Here is an 18875-nt window from a genome sequence, read left to right as displayed (position 1 = left end):
GAAAGATACTTGGCTCACGCAAGCCAGACCGGAAGCTGCCATTTGCGCCACAACGCCAACCCGCGCAAGCCGGCCGTGACCCCCAGGCAGGTGAGCATCGCTGCCCAGCCTGGCGCGCCCAGTTCCCACACACCCAGGTAAGCCCAGCCGCCAGCAAAGGCGCATACGGCGTAGGGCTGGTGGTCGCGCAAGGTGGTGGGGATTTCGTTGCACACAATGTCGCGCAGCACGCCGCCAAACACACCGGTGATCACGCCCATCAGCACCACCACCAGGGCGGGCATGTCGGCCGCCAGCGCCTGATGCACGCCACTGGCGGCGAACAGGCCCAGGCCCAGCGCATCGGGCACGGCGATGTGTTTCTGGGTCGCTTCAAAATGGTGGCTGCGTAAAAAAAGCATCGACAATGCGCAGATCAGCAGCACGCCCCACAACATTTCGACATGTCGGACCCAGAAAAACGGCCGCTGATCCAGCAACAAATCGCGCAGCGTGCCACCACCAAAGGCCGCCAGGAACCCCACCACACAAATACCCACCGCGTCCAGCCGCTTTCGGGCGCCTTCCAAAACCCCGGACAATGCGAACGCCGTGGTGCCCGCCAGTTCGACCAGTAATCTGAGCGTTTCGCCCCACTGTTGAAAGTTGTTCATGTCTGAATTGTCGCGTTATGGCCTTGTTTGAAACTTTTCCCCTGATCACCGACCCGTATTTCTACGTGGTCACCATTCCTGCCGTGCTGTTGATGGGTATCAGCAAAAGTGGTTTTGGCGCCGGTTTTGGCTCGCTGGCGGTGCCGATGATGGCGCTGGCAGTCACGGTGCCGCAGGCGGCGGCGATTTTGATGCCGGTGCTGCTGGTGATGGACATCCTGGGCATGGCGGCCTTTCGCAAAGACTTTGACATGAAGCTGCTGCGCTTTTTGCTGCCCTGGGGGTTGGTGGGGATCGCGATTGGCGCGTTGCTCTTCAAGGTCCTTAACCCGCAGGTGGTGGCGGGGCTGGTCGGGGCGTTCACCTTGTTGTTTCTGGCGCAGCGGGTGGCGTTCCCGCCCAAGCCAAACAGCGCGGCACCACCCAAATGGCTGGGTGCGGTGCTGACGGCCACCTCGGGCTTCACCAGTTTTATTGCCCACGCGGGCGGGCCGCCGGTCAACGCCTATGTGATCCCGATGCGGCTGTCACCGGTTCGTTTCACCGCCACCATGGCGTTTTTCTTCTTTGTGATGAACTTGTCCAAATGGATTCCGTACGCCTGGCTGGGCCTGCTGGACTGGCGCAACATGGCGACCTCGCTGGTGCTGCTGCCGATTGCGCCGATTGGGGTGTGGGTCGGGGTGTGGCTGGCGCGGCGCATCAGCCAGGTGCTGTTTTACCGGTTTTTGTACGCCGGGATGCTGCTGACCGGCGTCAAACTGCTGTGGGATGCTTTCAAGTAACCGCGCACGCTACTGTAAAAAATAGAGCATCACACCCTTTTGAGGCAATGGTTGTCGCCAGGGTGGCTTTGAAAATCGGGTTCAGTGGGCCTGCGATAAACCGTCGTCCGGACCTGGCTGCGCGGGCACCGCAAACTGTTCACTGGCCCAGGCGCCCAGGTCGATCTGCTTGCAGCGTTCGCAACAAAACGGTCTGAACTTGTTGCTGGCGGCGTACAGGCTGGGGCCACCACATTGGGGACAGGTGACCCATTTTTCCGGGATCAGCGGTGGCGCGTCGGGTGAGGTCATGAACACAGCGCCAGTTCAAAGGCCACATCATCATCGACCAGGTGCGGGCGCTGGTCTTCACCCAGTTGCATCAGCCGCACTGAGACCATCAGCCGGTTGCCACTGATCTCGGGGATGAGCGCCTGCGCTGCGTCCAGCGCCACACGCAGCAGCAAGAAAGTGCGCCCCTGCGGCAGACTTTGCTGAAACTGCCCGCCATTGGCGATCACCTTTTGAGGCGAGCCCGAGTCGCGCAGCAATTTAAGCAGCAGTTGCACCGCGTCAGACAGGGCGCCGAGCGAGCTGGTCCACTGGTGCAGATCCGCTTGACGGCTGCTGCCGGGTTTGTGCTGCCAGGCGTAATACGAAGGCAGGTCAAACTCGCACGTGCCACCGGGAATGCTGATGCGACTGCGGATGCTCATCAGCCAGTCGTTCTCGGTCAGCGGCTGCCCGGCTTTGCCCTGCTGGGTGTTCAGGGCGGTGTAACACTGGTCGATGTCAGCGATCACCTTGTCCAGCACCGTCTCGGCAATGGCGGGGTTGCCGCGGAAGCTGTCGAGCAGGTGTTTTTGTTTGTCCAGATCTTTCAGCAGGTCGGCCTTCAGGTCGGCCCGCGCGGCGACATCCATGATTTCGAACAAGGTGACCAGGGCAAAGTGGTGGTCCAGCGCGTCAACGCGGATCACCAGTTGCCGCAGACGCAGAAACAAATGCTCTAGCCGCAGATAGGTGCGAATGCGTTCGTGTAAGGGATATTCGTAAAGAATCACGCGATTGGGGGGTGTGGAAGTTGCGCCAATGATAGCCCGAAGCCCACGGCCAGCGCGGCCACTTCGGCGCGTAAACCCCCCAGAGACAGGGCATCGTTGAAGATCACCGCATCGGCGGCCCGCAGTCGGCGCAGGCGGGGTGATTGCGCCTGGATGATGGCCTGCACGGTGGCCGGGTCCAACTGGTTGCGGGCCACCACACGGGCCAGCTGGGTCTGTGGCAGGCAGTCCACCACCAGCACGGCATCGACTTGCGAGCGCCAGTGGGCGGATTCCACCAGCAGCGGCACATCGAACACCAGGCAGCGGTGTGCGGCGGCTTCGGCCGCCGCGGCCTGTCGCCCCGTTTCCTGCCCAACCAAAGGGTGGATGATGGCCTCCAGCCGCTTCCTGGCAGCGGGGTCCGAGAACGCCAGTGTGCGCATGTGGTCGCGGTCCAACGCACCTTCGGGTGTGATCATGGCGTCGCCAAAAGCGTCACGGATCAGGGGAATGGCCAGACCACCCGGCGCGGTCACGGCACGGGCGATGGCGTCTGCGTCGATGACGGCGGCGCCCAAATCGGCCAGAAAACCGGCCACGGTGCTTTTGCCGCTGCCAATGCCGCCGGTCAGCCCCAGCCGAAAAGCGCGTGCCATCGCTTACAAGCCAACCGTGCTCAAAATGGCTTGCGGCCCAAAAATCATGGCCGTCAGCCCGGCACCCGCCAGGAAAGGGCCAAACGGGATGTAGCCGCCTTCACGCAGGCCGCTGGAAAACTTCATGGCGATGCCCACGATGGCGCCAATCACCGATGCCATCAGGATGATGGGCACCAAGGCCTGCCAGCCGAACCAGGCGCCCAGCGCGGCAAACAGCTTGAAGTCACCAAAACCCATGCCTTCCTTGCCGGTGGCCAGCTTGAAGCCCCAATACACCAGCCACAGCGACATGTAGCCACCCACCGCGCCCCACAGGGCGTCGGGCAGGCTGACCGATGTCCAGGCCAAGGCCGAAGCGATCAGACCTGCCCAGACAAAGGGCAGGGTGATGTCGTCAGGCAGCAAGGTAGTGTCCCAGTCGATCATGCACAGCGTGATCAGCGCGGCGGCAAAGCCACTCCAGACCAGCGCCGCAGGGGTCGGGCCAAAGCGCCAGGCGCAAAAGAAAAACAGCGCCCCGGTCACCAGCTCCACCGCCGGGTAACGCAGGCTGATGGGTGCGCCGCAGTGTTTGCACTTGCCGCGCAGCACCAGGTAGCTCAGGACCGGTATGTTCTCCAGCCAGGACAGTTGGTGGCCGCACGTCTGGCAGCGCGAGCGCGGCACCATCAGGTTGAAAGGTGCGGTCTCGGGCGGCTCCTTGCCGGTCATCTCAGCGCATTCGGCCTGCCATTGCGCGTCCAGCATGACGGGCAGGCGGTAGATCACCACGTTGAGAAAACTGCCTATCAGCAGCCCCAGCAAACCCCATAGCCCGGCATCAATACCGGCTGATACTAAATAGGCTTGGCTCAGCATGTCCGTCCATCTCCTCAAAAGTTGCTATCGATCTTACGATGCACCGGTGCACGAATCAGCACGTTCACCTTAAAAGATAGGTGTTTCAAATGCGAGGCCACGCCAAAGGGGGCAGGTGTCGGCCCGGCGGCCCTTAACTGCCACAAGTGGTCCGGATACACCGAAGCTTTGCTTGCGGTGATGTCTGGCCAGGACTAGACTTGGTTGCTTGCCCTCTGTCAATATTTCAAGGAGTTTTTATGAGCACTTACACCGCAGCCCAAAAAGAAAAGTTGATGAGTGACTTGCAGGTCGTCATTGGCGACGCTGAGGCACTCTTGCGAATGACATCTGACGAAGTGGGTGAAGGCGCCTCCGACCTGCGTCGACGGATCGTGGAACGCATGAACCAAGCCAAGGCAGAGCTGGCACATCTGCAGCAGGTCGCTGTGGCCAAGGTGAAAGAGGCCGGTCATGTGACGGATGAGTTTGTCCACGAAAACCCCTGGAAGTCGATCGGCATCGCCGCTGGCGTTGGTCTGGTCATTGGTTTGCTGATCAGTCGGCGATAGTCGCTCGGCGCATGTCAGGCCCCGCACCAGCCAGAGGATTGCTGGCCTCGCTGCGCCAGTTTGTCGGCACCTTGCTCGACATCGCCCAGGTCAGGTTGGAGCTGCTGGGCACCGAGATCGAGCTTGAAAAACGGCGGCTCTTTGACGGGCTGCTGTGGGCTGGCATGGCGGTGCTGTTGCTGGGTCTGGGCTTGGTCCTGCTGTGCGGTTTTGTGATCCTGTTGCTGTGGGACGGCTACCGTCTGGCAGCCGTCGGGACGTTGGCGGTGCTGTTTCTTGGCGCTGGCGTCTTGTCCATGCAGTCGGCCCGGCGGCGTATGCGCAATTCATCAGGTATGTTCACTGCCAGCTTGTCAGAGTTGCAACGCGATCGGGCCGGGCTGGTCCCAACGGTTGACCATGAATAACACCGATTTGTTGCTGCGTCAGCAAATGTTGTTGGGTCGCAGTCAGCAGCTGCGCGCGTCGCTGGCAGAGCAGTCGACGGTTGTTCAGCGGCCCTTGGCTGCGGTTGACACAGCGCAACGTGGCCTGCAATGGCTGTACGACCATCCGCTGGTGCCGCTGGGTGCGGTGACGTTGCTTGTGGTGTTGCGCCCAAGCCGGGCCTTGCGGTGGACCGGGCGCCTTTGGTGGACTTGGCAAACCTGGCAACGCGTGCAGCGCGCGCTGTACCGACGGTGACCCACCTCTGAAAGCTGAAGCGAGCCTGCCTGAAGCTTTTCTAGACCCTTACACCACCTGACCGAGCTTGAAGATGGGCAGGTACATCGCCACCACAATGCCGCCGATGACCGTGCCCAGAATCACGATGATGATGGGCTCCATCAGGCTGGAAATGCCGGCCACCATGTCGTCCACCTCGGATTCGTAAAAGTCGGCCGCCTTGCCCAGCATGTGGTCGATGGAGCCGGATTCTTCACCAATGGCACACATCTGCAGCACCATTGACGGGAACAGGTTCACGTTGGTCATGGCCGCCGTCAGCGCGGTACCGGTGGACACCTCCTGCTGGATTTTGACGGTGGCGGCCTCGTACACGTAGTTGCCTGCGGCGCCGCCCACCGAATCCAGCGCCTCGACCAGCGGCACACCGGCAGCAAACATGGTGGACAGCGTGCGCGTCCAGCGGGCAATGCTGGATTTTTCCACCAGCACACCAAAGATGGGCAGCTTGAGCATCAGCCGGTCCATGAAGATCTGCACCTTCTTGTTGCGCTGCCAGGCCTGCATGAAGAAGTAAAAACCACCGCCCAGACCGCCAAAAATCAGCCACCAGTAGGCGACAAAAAACTCGCTCATGGCGATCACCAGCAGCGTGGGGGCGGGCAGGTCGGCACCGAAGCTGGTGAACACCTCCTTGAACGACGGCACCACAAAGATCATGATCACCGCGGTGACCACAAAGGCCACGATCAGCACCGCAATCGGGTACATCAAGGCGGATTTGATCTTGGACTTCATCGCCTCGGTCTTTTCCATGTAGACCGCCAGGCGGTCCAGCAGCTGGTCCAGGATACCGGCGGCTTCACCGGCTTCGACCAGGTTGCAGTACAGCGCGTCAAAGTGCAGCGGGTACTTGCGAAACGCCGTGCTCAGCGAGGTGCCGGTTTCCACGTCGTTGCGAATGTCATTGAGCAGGCGCGTCACGCTTGGGTTGGGGTTGCCACGGCCCACGATATCGAAGGCTTGAAGCAGCGGCACACCGGCTTTCATCATGGTAGCCAGTTGGCGCGTGAAGATGGCAATGTCTTTGGGCTTGATGCGCTTGCCAGCGCTCATGCGGCGCTTTTTGATCTTGGTGGGCATCACGCCCTGGCGTCGTAGCGCGGCAGTGACCTGGTTTTCACCGGCGGCGCGGGTTTCGCCACGCACCTGTTTGCCGTTGCGGTCCTTGCCCTCCCACTCAAAGACGAATTCCTTGACGACTACTTTTTGTTTTGTTTTTTCAGTTGCCATCGTGCGCCGTGTGTGTTGGTTTATTCATTGGTGACTGCCAAAACCTCTTCCAGCGAGGTCAATCCCATCCTGACTTTTTGCAAGCCCGCTTCCCGCATGGTTTTGACGCCGTCCCGCCGGGCCTGCTCGGCAATCTCAAGTGTGCTGCCATCGCGCAGGATGATGCGCTGGATGTCTTCCGTGATGGGCATCACCTGGTACAGGCCGACCCGGCCTTTGTAACCGTTGTTGCAGGCGTTGCATCCCACCGGGTGATAGGGCTTCCAGCTGCCATCAATCTCGGCGGGCTTGAAACCGGCGTCCAGCAAGGCTTTCTCAGGCACCTCAATGGCTTTTTTGCAGGTGGCGCACAGCCTGCGCGCCAGGCGTTGCGCCGAAATCAACAACACACTGGAGGCAATATTGAACGGTGCTATACCCATGTTGCGCATACGCGTGAGCGTGGACGGCGCATCGTTGGTGTGCAAGGTGGACAGCACCAGGTGACCCGTCTGCGCAGCCTTGATGGCGATATCAGCGGTTTCGATGTCGCGGATTTCACCCACCATGATGATGTCGGGGTCTTGCCGCAGAAAAGATTTGAGCGCCACCGAAAAGGTCAGCCCGGCCTTTTCGTTGACGTTGACCTGGTTCACGCCCGGCAGGTTGATTTCAGACGGGTCTTCTACCGTGGCGATGTTGACACCGGGCTTGTTCAACAGGTTCAGGCAGGTGTACAGCGACACGGTTTTGCCCGAGCCGGTCGGGCCGGTGGCCAGGATCATGCCGTAGGGCCGACCGATGGCGTTCATCAGCCGCTCTTTTTCCTCCGGCTCGTAACCCAGCGCGTCAATGCCCAGCTTGGCGGTGCTGGGGTCCAGAATCCGGATCACGATCTTTTCGCCAAACAAGGTGGGCAGGGTGCTGACACGGAAGTCGATCACCCGGTCCGGCCCGACCTTGAGCTTCATCTTGCCGTCTTGCGGCACCCGTTTCTCGGAGATGTCCATCTTCGAGATCACCTTGATGCGCGAGGCCAGCTTGTCCTTGATCGCAATCGGGGGTGAGGCAATTTCGCGCAGCTCACCGTCAATGCGAAAACGCACCCGGTAGTTGTGCTCGTAGGGCTCGAAGTGCAGGTCAGAGGCGCGCATCGAGAACGCGTCCAGCATCATCTTGTGCAGGAACTTGACCACCGGCGCGTCGTCGACCTCGGATGACGCTGCGGTCGCACTGTCATTGACCTGTTCGGTCATCAGCTCGTCAAACTCGAAATCGTCGCCCACGATGTTGTCGATTGACTCGGTGGCCGTCAGCGTGCTGCTCGACACCAGTTTGAGCAGTTTGTCGTATTCGGCCACCACCCAGTCCACGCTCTGGCGGGTGGAGAATTTGATTTTTTCGGCGGCTTGCTGGTCAGATGGGTCCGCCGTGGCCACGATCAACCGGTTCTGCCGCTTGCCCAGCACCACCAGGCGGTAGTCCTGGCAGGTTTTGTTGTCCAGCAAACCACGCGGCAACAGCTGCGGGTTGATGGCGTCCAGGTCGATGATGGGCACCGCAAAGGCCAGCGACAAGGTGTGCGCCAGATCTTTGGCAGACACCGCGCCCGATCCGGTGAGTTCGGCAATAAAACTGGACCGCTTGAACTGTGCCTTGCGAAAAATCTCTTCGGCGTACTTTTGTTCCAACTTGCCTGCCATCACCAGCGTGCGTCCCAGCCCTGGCAAGGTGCTGACTGGCGTGCTGAGTGGCATTGTTTCGGTCATAGACATAAGGGGAGAATGTACTACCTGATCGGTTTTTTTCAAATGACCTGCCGGGGACGACAAGGTGTGAATTGGCAAATACGCGACGTCCTGGGCAGATCAGCCCGCGTGGCTGCCGGTTTGGCCTCAGGAGAGCAGGGCTTGCGCAAATTCCTGGGCGTTGAACGTTTCCAGATCCTCCAGCTTTTCACCCACACCGATGAAATACACCGGTATCGGGCGCTCGCGGGCAATGGCTGCCAGGACACCGCCTTTGGCCGTGCCGTCGAGCTTGGTCACGATCAGGCCGGTCAGCCCCAGGATGTCGTCAAACGCCTTGACTTGGCTGAGTGCGTTCTGGCCGGTGTTCCCGTCAATCACCAGCAGGATTTCATGCGGCGGCACGCTGGCGGCGCTGGCTGCGCTGGGGTTGGCCAGGTCGGCCAGGTCGGCCAGCGGGCCGGTTTTCTGGATCACACGCTTGATCTTTTTCAGCTCTTCCATCAAGTGCAATTGGGTAGGCAGGCGCCCGGCGGTGTCCACCAGCACCACATCGCGCCCGCGCGCCTTGCCCGCACTCACCGCATCAAACGACACGGCCGCCGGGTCGCCCCCGTCCTGGCTGATGATGTCCACCGTGTTGCGGTCGGCCCAGATGCCAAGCTGTTCACGCGCAGCCGCCCGGAAGGTGTCGGCCGCGGCCAGCAGCACGGTGGCCCCTTCGCTGGCCAGATGCCGGGTGAGTTTGCCAATCGACGTGGTTTTGCCCGCGCCGTTGACACCTGCGACCATGATCACGGTGGGTTTGAACTGGCCAATCAGCAGCGGCTTTTGCAGCGGTGTCAGCAACTGGGCCAGCGACTGCACCAGCAGCCCTTTGACGGCGGCGGGGTCGGTGGTTTTGGCCTCCTTGACGCGGCGTTTGAGGTCTTCCAGCAAATGCGAGGTGGCCTTGACGCCGGTGTCCGCCATCAACAGCGCGTTTTCCAGGTCTTCGTACAACGCATCGTCGATCTGGGTGCCGGTGAACACGGTGGCGATGCTGGCGCCGGTTTTGCGCAGGCCGGTCTTGAGCTTGGCCAGCCATGACGTGCGCACGGGGGATTCGGTTGCCGGTTTGGCGGGCGCTACCGCCTCGGGGGGAGGGGGTACCAGCTTGGTCAAGGCCGCCGGATGCGCTGGGGTCAGGGCAGGCACGCCGGTCGTCGTGTCGGTGGCAGCCGGGGCCGCCGTGGACACGGACGCCGACCCAATCAGCGGTGCGCCCGCTTCAGGCAACGCAGGTGGAGGGGGCGGGGCGGAGGCGGACTTTTTTTTAAAGAAACTGAACATTTTGGCGTTTCGTGGTATCACTGCATTCTATGAAACGTCCAACCCCTCTGCCCCCCCCATTTGGTTTCGCCAGGCGCTGCTTTTTGCCCTTATTGACAGCGATCAACTTCACGACCTCGGCCATCGCGCTGGCCCAGCCGACACCGGCACCCCCCCCACACGATGTGGCCACGGCGGCCCCGGTCCGTGCCCAGCAGTTCACCTTGGCCAATGGGTTGACGTTGATCGTCAAACCTGATCGGCGTGCGCCCACGGCGGTGCACATGTTGTGGGTGCGAGTCGGCGCCATGGACGAGGTGGACGGCACGTCCGGCGTGGCCCATGTGCTGGAGCACATGATGTTCAAGGGCACGCCCAAGGTGCCCGCGGGAGAGTTCTCCCGGCGTGTGGCCGCTTTGGGCGGGCGTGACAACGCATTCACCAGCCGCGACTACACCGGCTATTACCAGATGGTGCCGGTGCAGCGGCTCGAAGACGTGATGCGGCTGGAATCGGACCGTTTTGCCCACAGCCAGTGGGCCGACGACGCGTTCAAAAAAGAGCTCGAAGTGGTCAAGGAAGAGCGCCGCCTGCGCACCGAAGACAACCCGCAAGCGCTGATGTATGAGGCGCTCAATGCGACGGTGTTTGTCGCCTCGCCCTACCGCCGCCCGATTGTGGGCTGGATGAGCGACCTCGAGGCCCTGACGCCAGCGGATGCACGTGACTTTTACCAGCGCTGGTATGTGCCCGCCAACGCCGCCGTGGTGGTGGCGGGTGATGTGGATGTGGCTCAGGTGCGCGCCCTGGCCGACACATACTACGGCAGCCTGCCGACCCGTGCCGTGCCAGAGCGCAAGCCGCGCGCCGAGCCTGCCCAGGCGGGCATCAAGCGCCTGGCCTTCAAGGCACCCGCCGAGCAGGCGCATGTGGTGCTGGCCTACAAGGTGCCGTCGCTGCAATGGCAGGAAGGCTCACCCAATGACACTGACGCGCTGGCATTGACCGTGCTGGCGGCCGTGCTGGACGGCTACCAGGGCGCCCGCCTGGAGCGCACCCTGACCCAAGGCCCGCAGCGCGTGGCCGACAGCGCCGGTGCCTACAACGGCCTGTGGGGCCGTGGCCCGCAGCTGTTCATGCTGACCGGCGTGCCGACCCAGGGCAAAACGGCGGATCAGGTCGAGCAGGCGCTGCGTGCGCAGGTGCAGCGCATTGGCACCGAGGGCATCACCGAAGCCGAATTGGCCCGTGTCAAAACCCAGTGGGTCGCCAGCGAGGTCTACAAGCTCGATTCCTTGTTCAACCAGGCGCGTGAACTGGGCACCCAGTGGGCGCAAGGTTTGCCGGTGGATGCCGGCGAGCAACTGCTGCAGCGCCTGCGCGCCGTCACCGCCCCCCAGGTGCAGCAGGTGGCACGCCAGTATTTTGGCGATGACCAGCTCACCGTGGCGCACCTGCTGCCCCAGCCGCTGGACACAAGCCGCAAACCGCGCACCCCACCCGCCGGTTCCAGACACTGACACATCGTTTCCATAATTTATGACGACTCTGAAAAATATCGCATTTCACGCCCTCAGGACTGGCGCCGCAGCCCTGTGTTTTGTCAATCTGACCTGGGCGGGCATTCCCATTGAACATTGGACCCAGCCCAGCGGCGCGCAGGTTTATCTGGTGCAAAGCCCGGCCATTCCGATGGTGGACGTGCAAATCGACCTGGACGCCGGTAGCCGCCGTGACCCGGCCGACAAAGCCGGTTTGGCCAGTGTGACCGCCAGCATGGTCAGCAAGGGCGTGCTGGCAGGCGCGGGTGCCAACGAGCCCGCGTTGGACGAAAACGCGTTGGGTGAGGCCTGGGCCGACCTGGGTGCCAGCTTTTCAGCTCACGCAGGCGATGACCGCATGAGTTTTTCGCTGCGCTCGCTCACCTACCCTGATCTGCTGGGGCAGGCGGTGCAACTGGCCGCGCGGCAGTTGGCGCAGCCCGCCTTCCCGCTGGCTATCTGGCAGCGTGAACGTGGCAGCCTGCAGGCGGCCATCAAAGAGGCCAACACTCGGCCCGGCACGCTGGCGGGCCGTGCTTTTGCCCAGGCTGTGTATGGCGCGCACCCCTACGGTTATGAGATGACCGAGGCCACGCTGGCCAACATCGAGGTGGCCGACATGGCGGCCCTGTACCGCCAGATGGTGGCCCCGTGCCGTGCCAAAGTCACTATCGTAGGCGCGGTCAACCGCCCACAGGCTGACATGCTGGTGCAGCAGTTGCTGGCCAGGCTGACGTCTGAGCGTCAGGCCCAGGCCGACGCCTGCGCGCCGCTGCCCGCCGTGGCTGAGGTGCAGCCGCTGGCCGCAGGCAGTGAGCAGCGCATCGCGTTTGAGTCGGCCCAGGCACAAGTGTTGATCGGGCAGCCAGGGTACCGGCGCGACGACCCTGACCATTTCGCGCTGACGGTGGGCAACTACATCCTGGGCGGCGGGGGCTTTGTCTCGCGCCTGACCCAGGAAGTGCGTGAAAAGCGGGGCTTGAGTTACAGCGTCTACAGCGGGTTTGCACCCGGCCAGCACGCAGGCGCCTTCAGCGTGGGCCTGCAAACCCGGCCCGATCAGGCCGACGAGGCAGTGCGCGTGGTGCGTGAGGTGGTGGCCAAGTTTGTGACCGATGGTCCGACCCAGGCTGAGCTTCAAGCCGCCAAGGACAACCTGGTGGGTGGTTTCCCGCTGCTGATTGACAGCAACCGCAAGCTGCTTGGCAATGTCGCCAACATGGCCTGGAACAACTTGCCGCTGAACTATCTGGACACCTGGACAGCGCAGGTAGCCCAAGTCACCCTGGCCGACATCCAGGCCGCTTTTGCGCGCAAACTGCAGCCCGATCGGATGGTGACCGTGGTGCTGGGTGGTGCGCCCGCCAAGCCCTGAGGCATCGGCCCGGCCGTCCAGCCGGGATAACATGCCGATGATGAAAAAAGCTCCCCCCGCTCCCTACCGCAAGCCGGTGCGCCCGCGCGCCGTGCAAACCCACGAAGTCCGCATCATTGGCGGCCTGTTCAAACGCACCAAGTTGCCGGTGGCCGACAACCCCGGCCTGCGCCCCACACCTGACCGCGTGCGCGAGACGCTGTTCAACTGGCTGGGCCAGGACCTGACGGGCTGGCGCTGCCTGGACGCGTTTGCGGGCACCGGTGCGTTGGGGTTCGAATCGGCCTCACGCGGGGCGACCGAGGTTCGTCTCATCGAGAACGACGCGGCGCTGGTGGACCAGCTCAAACGGATCGCTTCGCAACTCAAGCTGGAGACCGTGCAGGTGGCGCGTGCCGATGGTGTGACTGCGCTCAGGCAAGCCGCCCCCAGCAGCCTGGACGTCATCTTTCTGGACCCGCCGTTTGACTCGGAGGTGTTCGACGCCGCGGTGTTGGCGGCAGCCCAGGCGGTGAAACCAAGCGGGTTTGTGTACCTCGAAGCCCCCGTGCGGTGGACGGATGAGCGCCTGCAGGCCGCGCAACTGCAGCTCTACCGCCACCTGAAGGCCGGTGCGGTGCACGCCCATTTGCTGCAACGCATCACCGCTGCGGTGGCCTGAGCTGCCCTGCCTTGCCAAACACCCGCACGATAATCAGCGGCATTCCCTGGCCCGAAAGAATTGACCCATGCCCCATCACCAGATCGCGGTTTACCCCGGCACCTTTGATCCGATCACCCTCGGACACGAAGACATCGTGCGCCGCGCCGCGCAATTGTTTGACCGCGTGATTGTGGCCGTGGCGGCAGGGCACCATAAAAAGGCGCTGTTCACCTTGCAAGAGCGCGTCGAGATGGCGCGTTTGGCCCTGGCGGATGTGCCAGGTGTGGAAGTGGCCGAGTTTCACGGCCTGCTGCGTGACTTTGTCATCGCCAGCGGTGCCAAGGCCATGGTGCGCGGCTTGCGCGCTGTGACCGACTTTGACTACGAGTTCCAGCTGGCTGGCATGAACCGCACCCTGATGCCCACCGTGGAAACCATTTTCTTGGCCCCCAGTGACAAATACCAGTTCATCTCCAGCACCCTGGTGCGTGAGATTGCCACCTTGGGTGGCGAGGTGGCCCCGTTTGTGTCGCCTGGTGTCAACCAGCGCTTGCTTGACAAAGTGCGCGGCCCATCTGCCGCTTGATCCGTTTATCTGGAGAAAACCATGAAAATATTATTGCCCTTTGATGGCTCGACCGCTGCACTGGAGGCTGTGCTGATGGCCATCCGTCTGGCGGACAGCGGCCTCAACACCTCGGTGGTGCTGGCCAATGTGCAGGAGCCAGCCAGCCTGTACGAATTGATGGTGGCGCACGACCCGCAACTCATCGAGGAGGTCAGCGCCGCCGCCGGTGTGAATACCTTGAAACCTGCGCAGACGTTGCTGGAAGAGGCGGGGATTGATTTCGAGTCTGAAGTGGCCACCGGTGACCCCGCGCACACGCTGGTCGACATCCTGGAGAACTATGGCTGTGACATGGTGGTGATGGGCGCCAGCGGCACCAGCACGCTGCGCAGCGCGCTGCTGGGCTCGGTCTCCAACGAGCTGCTGCATGCGGCGGGGGTGCCGGTCATGATCGTGAAGAGCTTTGAAGAGCCCGAGGCTGATGCGGCAGCCTAGGCCCCTGTTTTCGCCTCGCTTACCGTTCGGAAGTCTGGCATGGCGCTGCTGATCACCATTGAGTGCATCAACTGTGATGTGTGTGAGCCCGAGTGCCCAAACCAGGCGATCTTCATGGGCCAGGACATTTACGAGATCAACCCGGACAAATGCACCGAGTGTGTGGGTCACTTTGACGAGCCCCAGTGTGTGCAGGTATGCCCGGTGAATTGCATTCCGGTCAACCCGGCGCATGTGGAAGACCGCGAGACGCTGTTTAAAAAGTACCAGCGCCTGCAGGCGCAATTGGCAGCGCCGGAGACACCCGGTCTCTAGCGCGCGCCCTCTGGCCGGTGGGTGCGCGGTTTGCCGGGCTTGCCGGGTTTGTCCACCGTGTCCGGCACCGCAGCGGTAAAGGCTTTCGGTTTGTGAGGCCGGTTCAGGCGCGGCTTGCGCGCGTAGACCAATGTTGGCTCGGCCGTGACGACCTTGACACGTTGGGGTTTGCCAGCGTTTTGGGCGGGTGGTGTGCGCTGCGCCGCCAAGGCGGCTTCGTTGGCCAGCCGGGTTTTTTCCATGTCGTTGGCCAATTCAGCATCGCGCCGGGTCACCTCGTCTTTGAGCTTTTTCTGCTGCGGGTCGCGGCTGTCGTCGATGTTCAGCAGTTTGGCACCCGGGCAGGGCGACTGGCTGTAGGTGTTGCCACATTTGTAGACGTTCTCGGCGGTGGCCAGCGTCGACAAAGTGCTGGCAGCGATCAAGACGGACATCACCCAACAGCGCGTGCGGATCATGGCGGCTCCTTCTCGGACATCGTGGCAGGTTTTTGGGCTGGGCCAGGCGTGAGCGCTTGGGTGGGCTGCGGTTTGGGGATCTTGGGCCGTGGCGGTTTGCTGGTGTGGATCAAGCGGGTGGCCTGCTCCATGTCGCCTCTGAGCAGCTGCGGCAAGGCTTTGAGTGCCCGGTCAATGCTTTGATCGATGGCAATGTGATGGTCTGGCGAGGGTTTTTTCAGCACCCAGTGGACCACTTCCGCCTTGTTGCCCGGATGACCGATGCCCAGGCGCAAGCGCCAGTATTGGTCGGTGCCGAACTGGGCGTGGATGTCGCGCAGGCCGTTGTGGCCAGCGTGGCTGCCACCGAGTTTGAGCTTGGCTTCGCCGGGCGCAATGTCCAGTTCGTCATGCGCCACCAGCATCTCTTGCGGGCTGATTTTGAAAAAATTGGCCAGTGCTGCCACCGACTTGCCGCTGAGGTTCATGAATGTCTGTGGTTTGAGCAGCCACACGGTTTGCCCATTGACCACGGTTCGGGCCACCATGCCGTGGTAGCTTTTGTCCATGGTCAGGGTCACGTTCAAGGCTTTGGCAACGGCGTCGATCCACCAGAAACCTGCGTTGTGGCGGGTGGCGTCGTAGTCCGGGCCGGGGTTTCCCAGGCCAACAAAAAGTCGAATCATGGTGCGAATTATGCAAGTGCAGGCGTAAAAAAGCCCACCGAAGTGGGCTCTTGGACAGTCCTTGTGGACTTATTTCTTGGCAGCAGGCTTGGCAGCTGGCTTGCCGCCCTTGCCAGCTGGCTTGGCGTCAGCCGCGGGGGCTGCCTCGGCAGGAGCTTCAGCCGCAGCCACCACCACCACAGAGACTACCACCGGGTTCTTGTCGCTGCCGTGGGTGATGGCCTTGACACCCTTGGGCATCGGCACGTCTTGCAGGTGCAGCGAGCTGCCTTTGCGCAGACCGCTCAAGTCCACGGTGATGAACTCAGGCAGGTCGGCGGGCAGGCATAGCACGTCGATTTCACTGATCACGTGGTTGGCAATGCAGCCTTCAGACTTGATAGCCATCGACTGGTCGTCGCCGACAAAGTGCAGCGGCACCTTCATGTGCAGCTTGGTGGTGGCGTCCACACGCTGGAAATCCACGTGCAGCACGAGTTGCTTGAACGGGTGCACTTGCACGTCACGCAACAAAACCTTTTGGGCGGTACCGGCGATGTCCATGTCCAGAATGCTGGAGTGGAAGGCTTCTTTTTTCAGGGCATGCCACAGGGCGTTGTGATCAACTTCGATGAGTTGTGGCTGGGCTGCTCCACCGTAAACGATACCGGGCGTGCGACCGGTGATGCGCAGACGGCGGCTCGCACCCGTACCTTGCTTGGCGCGCTCAAAAGCGACGATGTTCATAAACTAACTCCTGATGGGGCCGACCGCGACCAGTGCGACCCGGATTAAAAAAGCCCGGCACCCCGGATGGGTGCACGAGCCACTGGGGATTCTGGTCAGAACAGGTTGTCCTGATCAGAAAACAAACTCATGACCGACTTGCCCAGGGCAATCCGGTGGATGGTCTCCGCAATGAGGGGCGCCACATTCAGTTGCCTGATTTTCGGGCAGGCCAGGGCGTTGGCGCTCAAGGGGATGGTGTTGGTCACCACCACTTCGTCCAGCGCCTGGCCGTTGCTGATGCGATCGATGGCCGGGCCGGAGAAAATGGGGTGGGTGCAATACGCGTAGACTTTTTTCGCGCCGCGCTTTTTCAGCACCTCGGCCGCTTTGACCAGCGTGCCGGCGGTGTCGATCATGTCGTCCATGATGACGCAATTGCGGCCTTCAATTTCGCCGATCACATGCATCACTTCGCTGACATTGGCGCGGGGCCGACGTTTGTCGATGATGGCCAGATCGCAGTCGAGTTGTTTGGCCAGCGCACGGGCTCGAACCACACCACCCACATCGGGAGACACCACGATCAGGTCGTCATAATTTTTCTGGCGCAAGTCGCCCAGCAACACGGGCGAGGCGTAAATGTTGTCAACCGGAATGTCAAAGAAACCCTGAATCTGGTCGGCGTGCAAGTCCATGGTCAGCACTCGGGCCACACCAACCGCTTGCAACATGTTGGCCACCACCTTGGCGGTGATCGGCACACGGCTGGAGCGCGGGCGGCGGTCCTGCCGGGCGTAACCAAAATACGGAATGACGGCGCTGATACGTTCGGCGGAAGCGCGCTTGAGCGCGTCCACCATGATCAGCAGTTCCATCAGGTTTTCATTGGTGGGTGCGCAGGTGCTTTGCACCACGAACACATCGCGGGCACGCACGTTTTGTTTGATTTCGACGGTGACTTCACCGTCAGAGAACCGACCCACCTCGGCTGCACCCAAACCGGTCTTGAGGTGGCTGGCAATATCGGCCGCCAACGATGGGTTGGCGTTGCCTGTGAATACCATGAAATCGGGGGCTTGATCGGCTTGCATGGTGTTCCCAACAGTTAAGTCGCTATTGTTTGTGCATGTTGGCGAACAACATGCTTGGAAATTTGGCAGGGGAGGAAGGATTCGAACCTTCGCATGCTGGAATCAAAATCCAGTGCCTTAACCAGCTTGGCGACTCCCCTACACGGGCGGACCATTCAACATGACCCACCGATAACCTTGTCCTAAACAGCCCACCCGTGTAGGGGATGAACTGGCAGGTTGTTGCATAACCTGTATTGAAACTGCCCAGGAAGACTGGAAGTATCAACGTCATGCAACAGCCGAGCAAACACCGCACTTCCAGAGCCTGTCATCCTGCCTTTGAGTCCTGAAGCATTTAACCAGTTCAAAGCCTGATCAATTTCGGGACACAACTGCTGGGCAACGCTCTGCAAATCGTTTCGACCGTAGTCAAAGGTGTTTGCAGCGAAGCCTGAAAGTATAGCGGGTTTGGTGTCCCTTTTCAAACCTGGGTGCGAAAAAATTCGCTGGGTCTCCAACCCGACGCCGGGTTTGAGCACCAGAAAGCGCGCCTCGGGCACATCGACAGGCTGCATGATTTCACCGATGCCGGTGACCCAGGCGTTGTGGCCACCCAGAAAAAAAGGCACGTCGGCACCCAGTTTCAGACCAATGGCCATCAAGTCGACCAGACTCAGATTCAGCCCCCATAGCCGGTTCAGTGCCAGCAAGGTGCTGGCCGCGTCCGACGAGCCACCGCCCATACCGGCTTGTGCCGGAATCTGTTTATCGATGGCGATATGGGCACCTTGGCGCGTGCCGCTGGCCTGCTGCAGCGCCAGCGCCGCCCGCACGATCAAGTCATGGGGCGGCAGTTCGGTGGTCAGGTCTTCACGGCTGATCTGGCCGTCACGGCGCAACTCCACGTGCAGGGTGTCGTGCCAGTCGATCAGCATGAACACCGACTCCAGCAAGTGGTAGCCGTCCGGCCTGCGGCCCACGATGTGAAGAAAGAGGTTGAGCTTGGCTGGTGCGCAAATGTCGTGGATGGATGTCATGGTGAAAAAAGGCGGATCGGCGGGGGCTCACTGGTCAAGCAGCACTTGCAGTTCGGCGGGCAGGGCGGGTGCGCCGCGGCGGGCCACGATTTTGCCCTGTCGCTGGCGCGACAAATCCACCTGCCAGCCATCCACCTCCTGAATTTGGCCAGCCAGCCACGCAAACAGGGCGGTGACCGGCACATCGGTGCCCAGCACCTGTTGCATCAGTTGCGCCAGATCACTGAACGTCTGTGTTTCGCCACGCGCCTGCAGCACCGCGCCGTCAGGACTCCAGTGAATGGCCGCGGCAACGCTGCCCAGCGGCGTGAACAAGAACAAGTCGCCGAGGCTGGCATTGCCCTGCAATTCAAATGCCGCACTGAACGACTGGTCTGGCGCCTGGCCGGCATCGGGCGCAGCTTGCACGCGGACCGACAAGCGCCCCTGCCAGAGTGATGTTGGACCAACATTTGGGTCGACGATGCGT

General features: G+C 61.7%; 24 protein-coding genes and 1 tRNA gene. 10 read left to right on the top strand and 15 right to left on the bottom strand.

The window, feature by feature from the left end; genetic code table 11:
• Window positions 1–14 precede the first annotated feature (14 nt).
• The gene (locus LHU53_RS08485; RefSeq protein WP_227332206.1) at window positions 15–653 is read right to left on the bottom strand and encodes a trimeric intracellular cation channel family protein; all 639 of its coding nucleotides are present in this window, start codon (window positions 651–653) and stop codon (window positions 15–17) included.
• 17 nt (window positions 654–670) lie between these two features.
• Here LHU53_RS08485 and LHU53_RS08480 point away from each other — a divergent pair, with 17 nt between their 5' ends.
• Window positions 671–1438 (top strand): sulfite exporter TauE/SafE family protein, encoded by a 768-nt coding sequence (locus LHU53_RS08480; protein ID WP_227332205.1) that lies wholly within the window; start codon window positions 671–673, stop codon window positions 1436–1438.
• 81 nt (window positions 1439–1519) lie between these two features.
• On the opposite strand, the gene LHU53_RS08475 is transcribed toward LHU53_RS08480, so the two are convergent.
• From LHU53_RS08475 to LHU53_RS08460, 4 genes are read right to left on the bottom strand one after another with little or no spacing between them, the layout of a single operon-like run.
• Window positions 1520–1729, bottom strand: a complete 210-nt coding sequence (locus LHU53_RS08475; RefSeq protein WP_227332204.1) for a DNA gyrase inhibitor YacG — start codon at window positions 1727–1729, stop codon at window positions 1520–1522.
• Window positions 1726–2481, bottom strand: coding sequence for a cell division protein ZapD (gene zapD, locus LHU53_RS08470; protein WP_227332203.1), 756 nt, complete (start codon window positions 2479–2481; stop codon window positions 1726–1728). Before zapD ends, LHU53_RS08475 begins: the two co-directional genes overlap by 4 nt.
• Complete coding sequence (gene coaE, locus LHU53_RS08465) at window positions 2478–3119, bottom strand: dephospho-CoA kinase (RefSeq protein ID WP_227332202.1); 642 nt, start codon at window positions 3117–3119, stop codon at window positions 2478–2480. The genes zapD and coaE overlap by 4 nt, the downstream gene beginning before the upstream one ends.
• A gap of 3 nt (window positions 3120–3122) precedes the next feature.
• On the bottom strand, window positions 3123–3980 hold the full coding sequence (locus tag LHU53_RS08460; RefSeq protein WP_227332201.1) for an A24 family peptidase: 858 nt from the start codon (window positions 3978–3980) through the stop codon (window positions 3123–3125).
• A 239-nt stretch (window positions 3981–4219) separates the two neighbouring features.
• Here LHU53_RS08460 and LHU53_RS08455 point away from each other — a divergent pair, with 239 nt between their 5' ends.
• Genes LHU53_RS08455 through LHU53_RS08445 form a run of 3 tightly spaced genes read left to right on the top strand, consistent with a single transcriptional unit; the run spans window position 4220 to window position 5215 of the window.
• On the top strand, window positions 4220–4531 hold the full coding sequence (locus LHU53_RS08455) for a YqjD family protein (protein WP_227332200.1): 312 nt from the start codon (window positions 4220–4222) through the stop codon (window positions 4529–4531).
• Window positions 4532–4542: 11 nt separating this feature from the next.
• Window positions 4543–4938 (top strand): phage holin family protein, encoded by a 396-nt coding sequence (locus tag LHU53_RS08450; RefSeq protein ID WP_227332199.1) that lies wholly within the window; start codon window positions 4543–4545, stop codon window positions 4936–4938.
• A complete protein-coding gene (locus LHU53_RS08445) occupies window positions 4931–5215 on the top strand; it encodes a YqjK-like family protein (RefSeq protein ID WP_227332198.1) in 285 nt (94 codons plus the stop codon). Before LHU53_RS08450 ends, LHU53_RS08445 begins: the two co-directional genes overlap by 8 nt.
• Before the next feature lie 48 nt (window positions 5216–5263).
• Here the strand turns inward: LHU53_RS08445 and LHU53_RS08440 are convergent, their stop codons facing one another.
• The 3 genes from LHU53_RS08440 to ftsY all read right to left on the bottom strand — a co-directional run bounded on the left by LHU53_RS08440 (window position 5264) and on the right by ftsY (window position 9549).
• Window positions 5264–6490, bottom strand: coding sequence for a type II secretion system F family protein (locus LHU53_RS08440; RefSeq protein WP_227332197.1), 1227 nt, complete (start codon window positions 6488–6490; stop codon window positions 5264–5266).
• A gap of 20 nt (window positions 6491–6510) precedes the next feature.
• A complete protein-coding gene (pilB, locus tag LHU53_RS08435; protein WP_227332196.1) occupies window positions 6511–8244 on the bottom strand; it encodes a type IV-A pilus assembly ATPase PilB in 1734 nt (577 codons plus the stop codon).
• Between the two features lie 120 nt (window positions 8245–8364).
• Window positions 8365–9549 carry a signal recognition particle-docking protein FtsY gene (gene ftsY / locus LHU53_RS08430; protein ID WP_227332195.1) on the bottom strand — a complete coding sequence of 395 codons (1185 nt, stop codon included), beginning with the start codon at window positions 9547–9549 and terminating at the stop codon, window positions 8365–8367.
• A gap of 29 nt (window positions 9550–9578) precedes the next feature.
• On the opposite strand from ftsY, the gene LHU53_RS08425 reads away from it, so the two are divergent.
• From LHU53_RS08425 to LHU53_RS08400, 6 genes are all read left to right on the top strand, one after another.
• The gene (locus tag LHU53_RS08425; protein WP_370632255.1) at window positions 9579–11048 is read left to right on the top strand and encodes a M16 family metallopeptidase; all 1470 of its coding nucleotides are present in this window, start codon (window positions 9579–9581) and stop codon (window positions 11046–11048) included.
• Window positions 11049–11067: 19 nt separating this feature from the next.
• Window positions 11068–12444, top strand: coding sequence for a pitrilysin family protein (locus LHU53_RS08420; protein ID WP_227332194.1), 1377 nt, complete (start codon window positions 11068–11070; stop codon window positions 12442–12444).
• A 31-nt stretch (window positions 12445–12475) separates the two neighbouring features.
• A complete protein-coding gene (rsmD, locus tag LHU53_RS08415) occupies window positions 12476–13105 on the top strand; it encodes a 16S rRNA (guanine(966)-N(2))-methyltransferase RsmD (protein ID WP_227332193.1) in 630 nt (209 codons plus the stop codon).
• 67 nt (window positions 13106–13172) lie between these two features.
• Window positions 13173–13673 carry a pantetheine-phosphate adenylyltransferase gene (gene coaD / locus LHU53_RS08410; protein ID WP_227332192.1) on the top strand — a complete coding sequence of 167 codons (501 nt, stop codon included), beginning with the start codon at window positions 13173–13175 and terminating at the stop codon, window positions 13671–13673.
• A 21-nt stretch (window positions 13674–13694) separates the two neighbouring features.
• On the top strand, window positions 13695–14150 hold the full coding sequence (locus LHU53_RS08405) for a universal stress protein (protein WP_227332191.1): 456 nt from the start codon (window positions 13695–13697) through the stop codon (window positions 14148–14150).
• 39 nt (window positions 14151–14189) lie between these two features.
• Entirely contained in the window at window positions 14190–14465 is a 276-nt protein-coding gene (locus tag LHU53_RS08400) for a YfhL family 4Fe-4S dicluster ferredoxin (RefSeq protein WP_227332190.1), read from the top strand.
• On the opposite strand, the gene LHU53_RS08395 is transcribed toward LHU53_RS08400, so the two are convergent.
• The 7 genes from LHU53_RS08395 to LHU53_RS08365 all read right to left on the bottom strand — a co-directional run bounded on the left by LHU53_RS08395 (window position 14462) and on the right by LHU53_RS08365 (window position 18826).
• Window positions 14462–14923 (bottom strand): hypothetical protein, encoded by a 462-nt coding sequence (locus tag LHU53_RS08395; protein WP_227332189.1) that lies wholly within the window; start codon window positions 14921–14923, stop codon window positions 14462–14464. The two genes, LHU53_RS08400 and LHU53_RS08395, sit on opposite strands and share 4 nt — an antisense overlap.
• Window positions 14920–15588, bottom strand: a complete 669-nt coding sequence (pth, locus tag LHU53_RS08390) for an aminoacyl-tRNA hydrolase (RefSeq protein WP_227332188.1) — start codon at window positions 15586–15588, stop codon at window positions 14920–14922. The genes LHU53_RS08395 and pth overlap by 4 nt, the downstream gene beginning before the upstream one ends.
• A gap of 69 nt (window positions 15589–15657) precedes the next feature.
• The gene (locus tag LHU53_RS08385) at window positions 15658–16314 is read right to left on the bottom strand and encodes a 50S ribosomal protein L25/general stress protein Ctc (protein WP_227332187.1); all 657 of its coding nucleotides are present in this window, start codon (window positions 16312–16314) and stop codon (window positions 15658–15660) included.
• Window positions 16315–16409: 95 nt separating this feature from the next.
• The gene (locus tag LHU53_RS08380) at window positions 16410–17387 is read right to left on the bottom strand and encodes a ribose-phosphate pyrophosphokinase (protein ID WP_227332186.1); all 978 of its coding nucleotides are present in this window, start codon (window positions 17385–17387) and stop codon (window positions 16410–16412) included.
• Between the two features lie 63 nt (window positions 17388–17450).
• A tRNA-Gln gene (locus tag LHU53_RS08375) sits at window positions 17451–17527 on the bottom strand.
• A gap of 42 nt (window positions 17528–17569) precedes the next feature.
• The gene (gene ispE / locus LHU53_RS08370; RefSeq protein WP_227332185.1) at window positions 17570–18406 is read right to left on the bottom strand and encodes a 4-(cytidine 5'-diphospho)-2-C-methyl-D-erythritol kinase; all 837 of its coding nucleotides are present in this window, start codon (window positions 18404–18406) and stop codon (window positions 17570–17572) included.
• 27 nt (window positions 18407–18433) lie between these two features.
• The gene (locus tag LHU53_RS08365) at window positions 18434–18826 is read right to left on the bottom strand and encodes a lipoprotein insertase outer membrane protein LolB (RefSeq protein ID WP_255631962.1); all 393 of its coding nucleotides are present in this window, start codon (window positions 18824–18826) and stop codon (window positions 18434–18436) included.
• Between the last annotated feature and the right edge of the window lie 49 nt (window positions 18827–18875).

The organism is Rhodoferax sp. U2-2l (genome assembly GCF_020594515.1).
In the GTDB taxonomy this organism is placed as follows: Bacteria; Pseudomonadota; Gammaproteobacteria; order Burkholderiales; family Burkholderiaceae_C; genus Rhodoferax.
This window is presented reverse-complemented; position numbering and strand designations above follow the sequence as displayed.

What these genes read in the sequence shown, in the direction of transcription:
- rsmD (WP_227332193.1), top strand. Translation starts at nt 12,476, where the DNA reads ATGCCGATGATGAAAAAAGCTCCCCCCGCTCCCTACCGCAAGCCGGTG.
- ispE (WP_227332185.1), bottom strand. Translation starts at nt 18,406, where the DNA reads ATGACATCCATCCACGACATTTGCGCACCAGCCAAGCTCAACCTCTTT.
- LHU53_RS08485 (WP_227332206.1), bottom strand. Translation starts at nt 653, where the DNA reads ATGAACAACTTTCAACAGTGGGGCGAAACGCTCAGATTACTGGTCGAA.
- LHU53_RS08460 (WP_227332201.1), bottom strand. Translation starts at nt 3,980, where the DNA reads ATGCTGAGCCAAGCCTATTTAGTATCAGCCGGTATTGATGCCGGGCTA.
- pth (WP_227332188.1), bottom strand. Translation starts at nt 15,588, where the DNA reads ATGATTCGACTTTTTGTTGGCCTGGGAAACCCCGGCCCGGACTACGAC.
- coaD (WP_227332192.1), top strand. Translation starts at nt 13,173, where the DNA reads ATGCCCCATCACCAGATCGCGGTTTACCCCGGCACCTTTGATCCGATC.
- ftsY (WP_227332195.1), bottom strand. Translation starts at nt 9,549, where the DNA reads ATGTTCAGTTTCTTTAAAAAAAAGTCCGCCTCCGCCCCGCCCCCTCCA.
- LHU53_RS08400 (WP_227332190.1), top strand. Translation starts at nt 14,190, where the DNA reads ATGGCGCTGCTGATCACCATTGAGTGCATCAACTGTGATGTGTGTGAG.
- LHU53_RS08385 (WP_227332187.1), bottom strand. Translation starts at nt 16,314, where the DNA reads ATGAACATCGTCGCTTTTGAGCGCGCCAAGCAAGGTACGGGTGCGAGC.
- LHU53_RS08455 (WP_227332200.1), top strand. Translation starts at nt 4,220, where the DNA reads ATGAGCACTTACACCGCAGCCCAAAAAGAAAAGTTGATGAGTGACTTG.
- LHU53_RS08425 (WP_370632255.1), top strand. Translation starts at nt 9,579, where the DNA reads ATGAAACGTCCAACCCCTCTGCCCCCCCCATTTGGTTTCGCCAGGCGC.
- LHU53_RS08380 (WP_227332186.1), bottom strand. Translation starts at nt 17,387, where the DNA reads ATGCAAGCCGATCAAGCCCCCGATTTCATGGTATTCACAGGCAACGCC.
- LHU53_RS08440 (WP_227332197.1), bottom strand. Translation starts at nt 6,490, where the DNA reads ATGGCAACTGAAAAAACAAAACAAAAAGTAGTCGTCAAGGAATTCGTC.
- LHU53_RS08445 (WP_227332198.1), top strand. Translation starts at nt 4,931, where the DNA reads ATGAATAACACCGATTTGTTGCTGCGTCAGCAAATGTTGTTGGGTCGC.
- LHU53_RS08420 (WP_227332194.1), top strand. Translation starts at nt 11,068, where the DNA reads ATGACGACTCTGAAAAATATCGCATTTCACGCCCTCAGGACTGGCGCC.
- LHU53_RS08480 (WP_227332205.1), top strand. Translation starts at nt 671, where the DNA reads ATGGCCTTGTTTGAAACTTTTCCCCTGATCACCGACCCGTATTTCTAC.
- LHU53_RS08405 (WP_227332191.1), top strand. Translation starts at nt 13,695, where the DNA reads ATGAAAATATTATTGCCCTTTGATGGCTCGACCGCTGCACTGGAGGCT.
- LHU53_RS08450 (WP_227332199.1), top strand. Translation starts at nt 4,543, where the DNA reads ATGTCAGGCCCCGCACCAGCCAGAGGATTGCTGGCCTCGCTGCGCCAG.
- LHU53_RS08395 (WP_227332189.1), bottom strand. Translation starts at nt 14,923, where the DNA reads ATGATCCGCACGCGCTGTTGGGTGATGTCCGTCTTGATCGCTGCCAGC.
- pilB (WP_227332196.1), bottom strand. Translation starts at nt 8,244, where the DNA reads ATGTCTATGACCGAAACAATGCCACTCAGCACGCCAGTCAGCACCTTG.
- LHU53_RS08475 (WP_227332204.1), bottom strand. Translation starts at nt 1,729, where the DNA reads ATGACCTCACCCGACGCGCCACCGCTGATCCCGGAAAAATGGGTCACC.
- coaE (WP_227332202.1), bottom strand. Translation starts at nt 3,119, where the DNA reads ATGGCACGCGCTTTTCGGCTGGGGCTGACCGGCGGCATTGGCAGCGGC.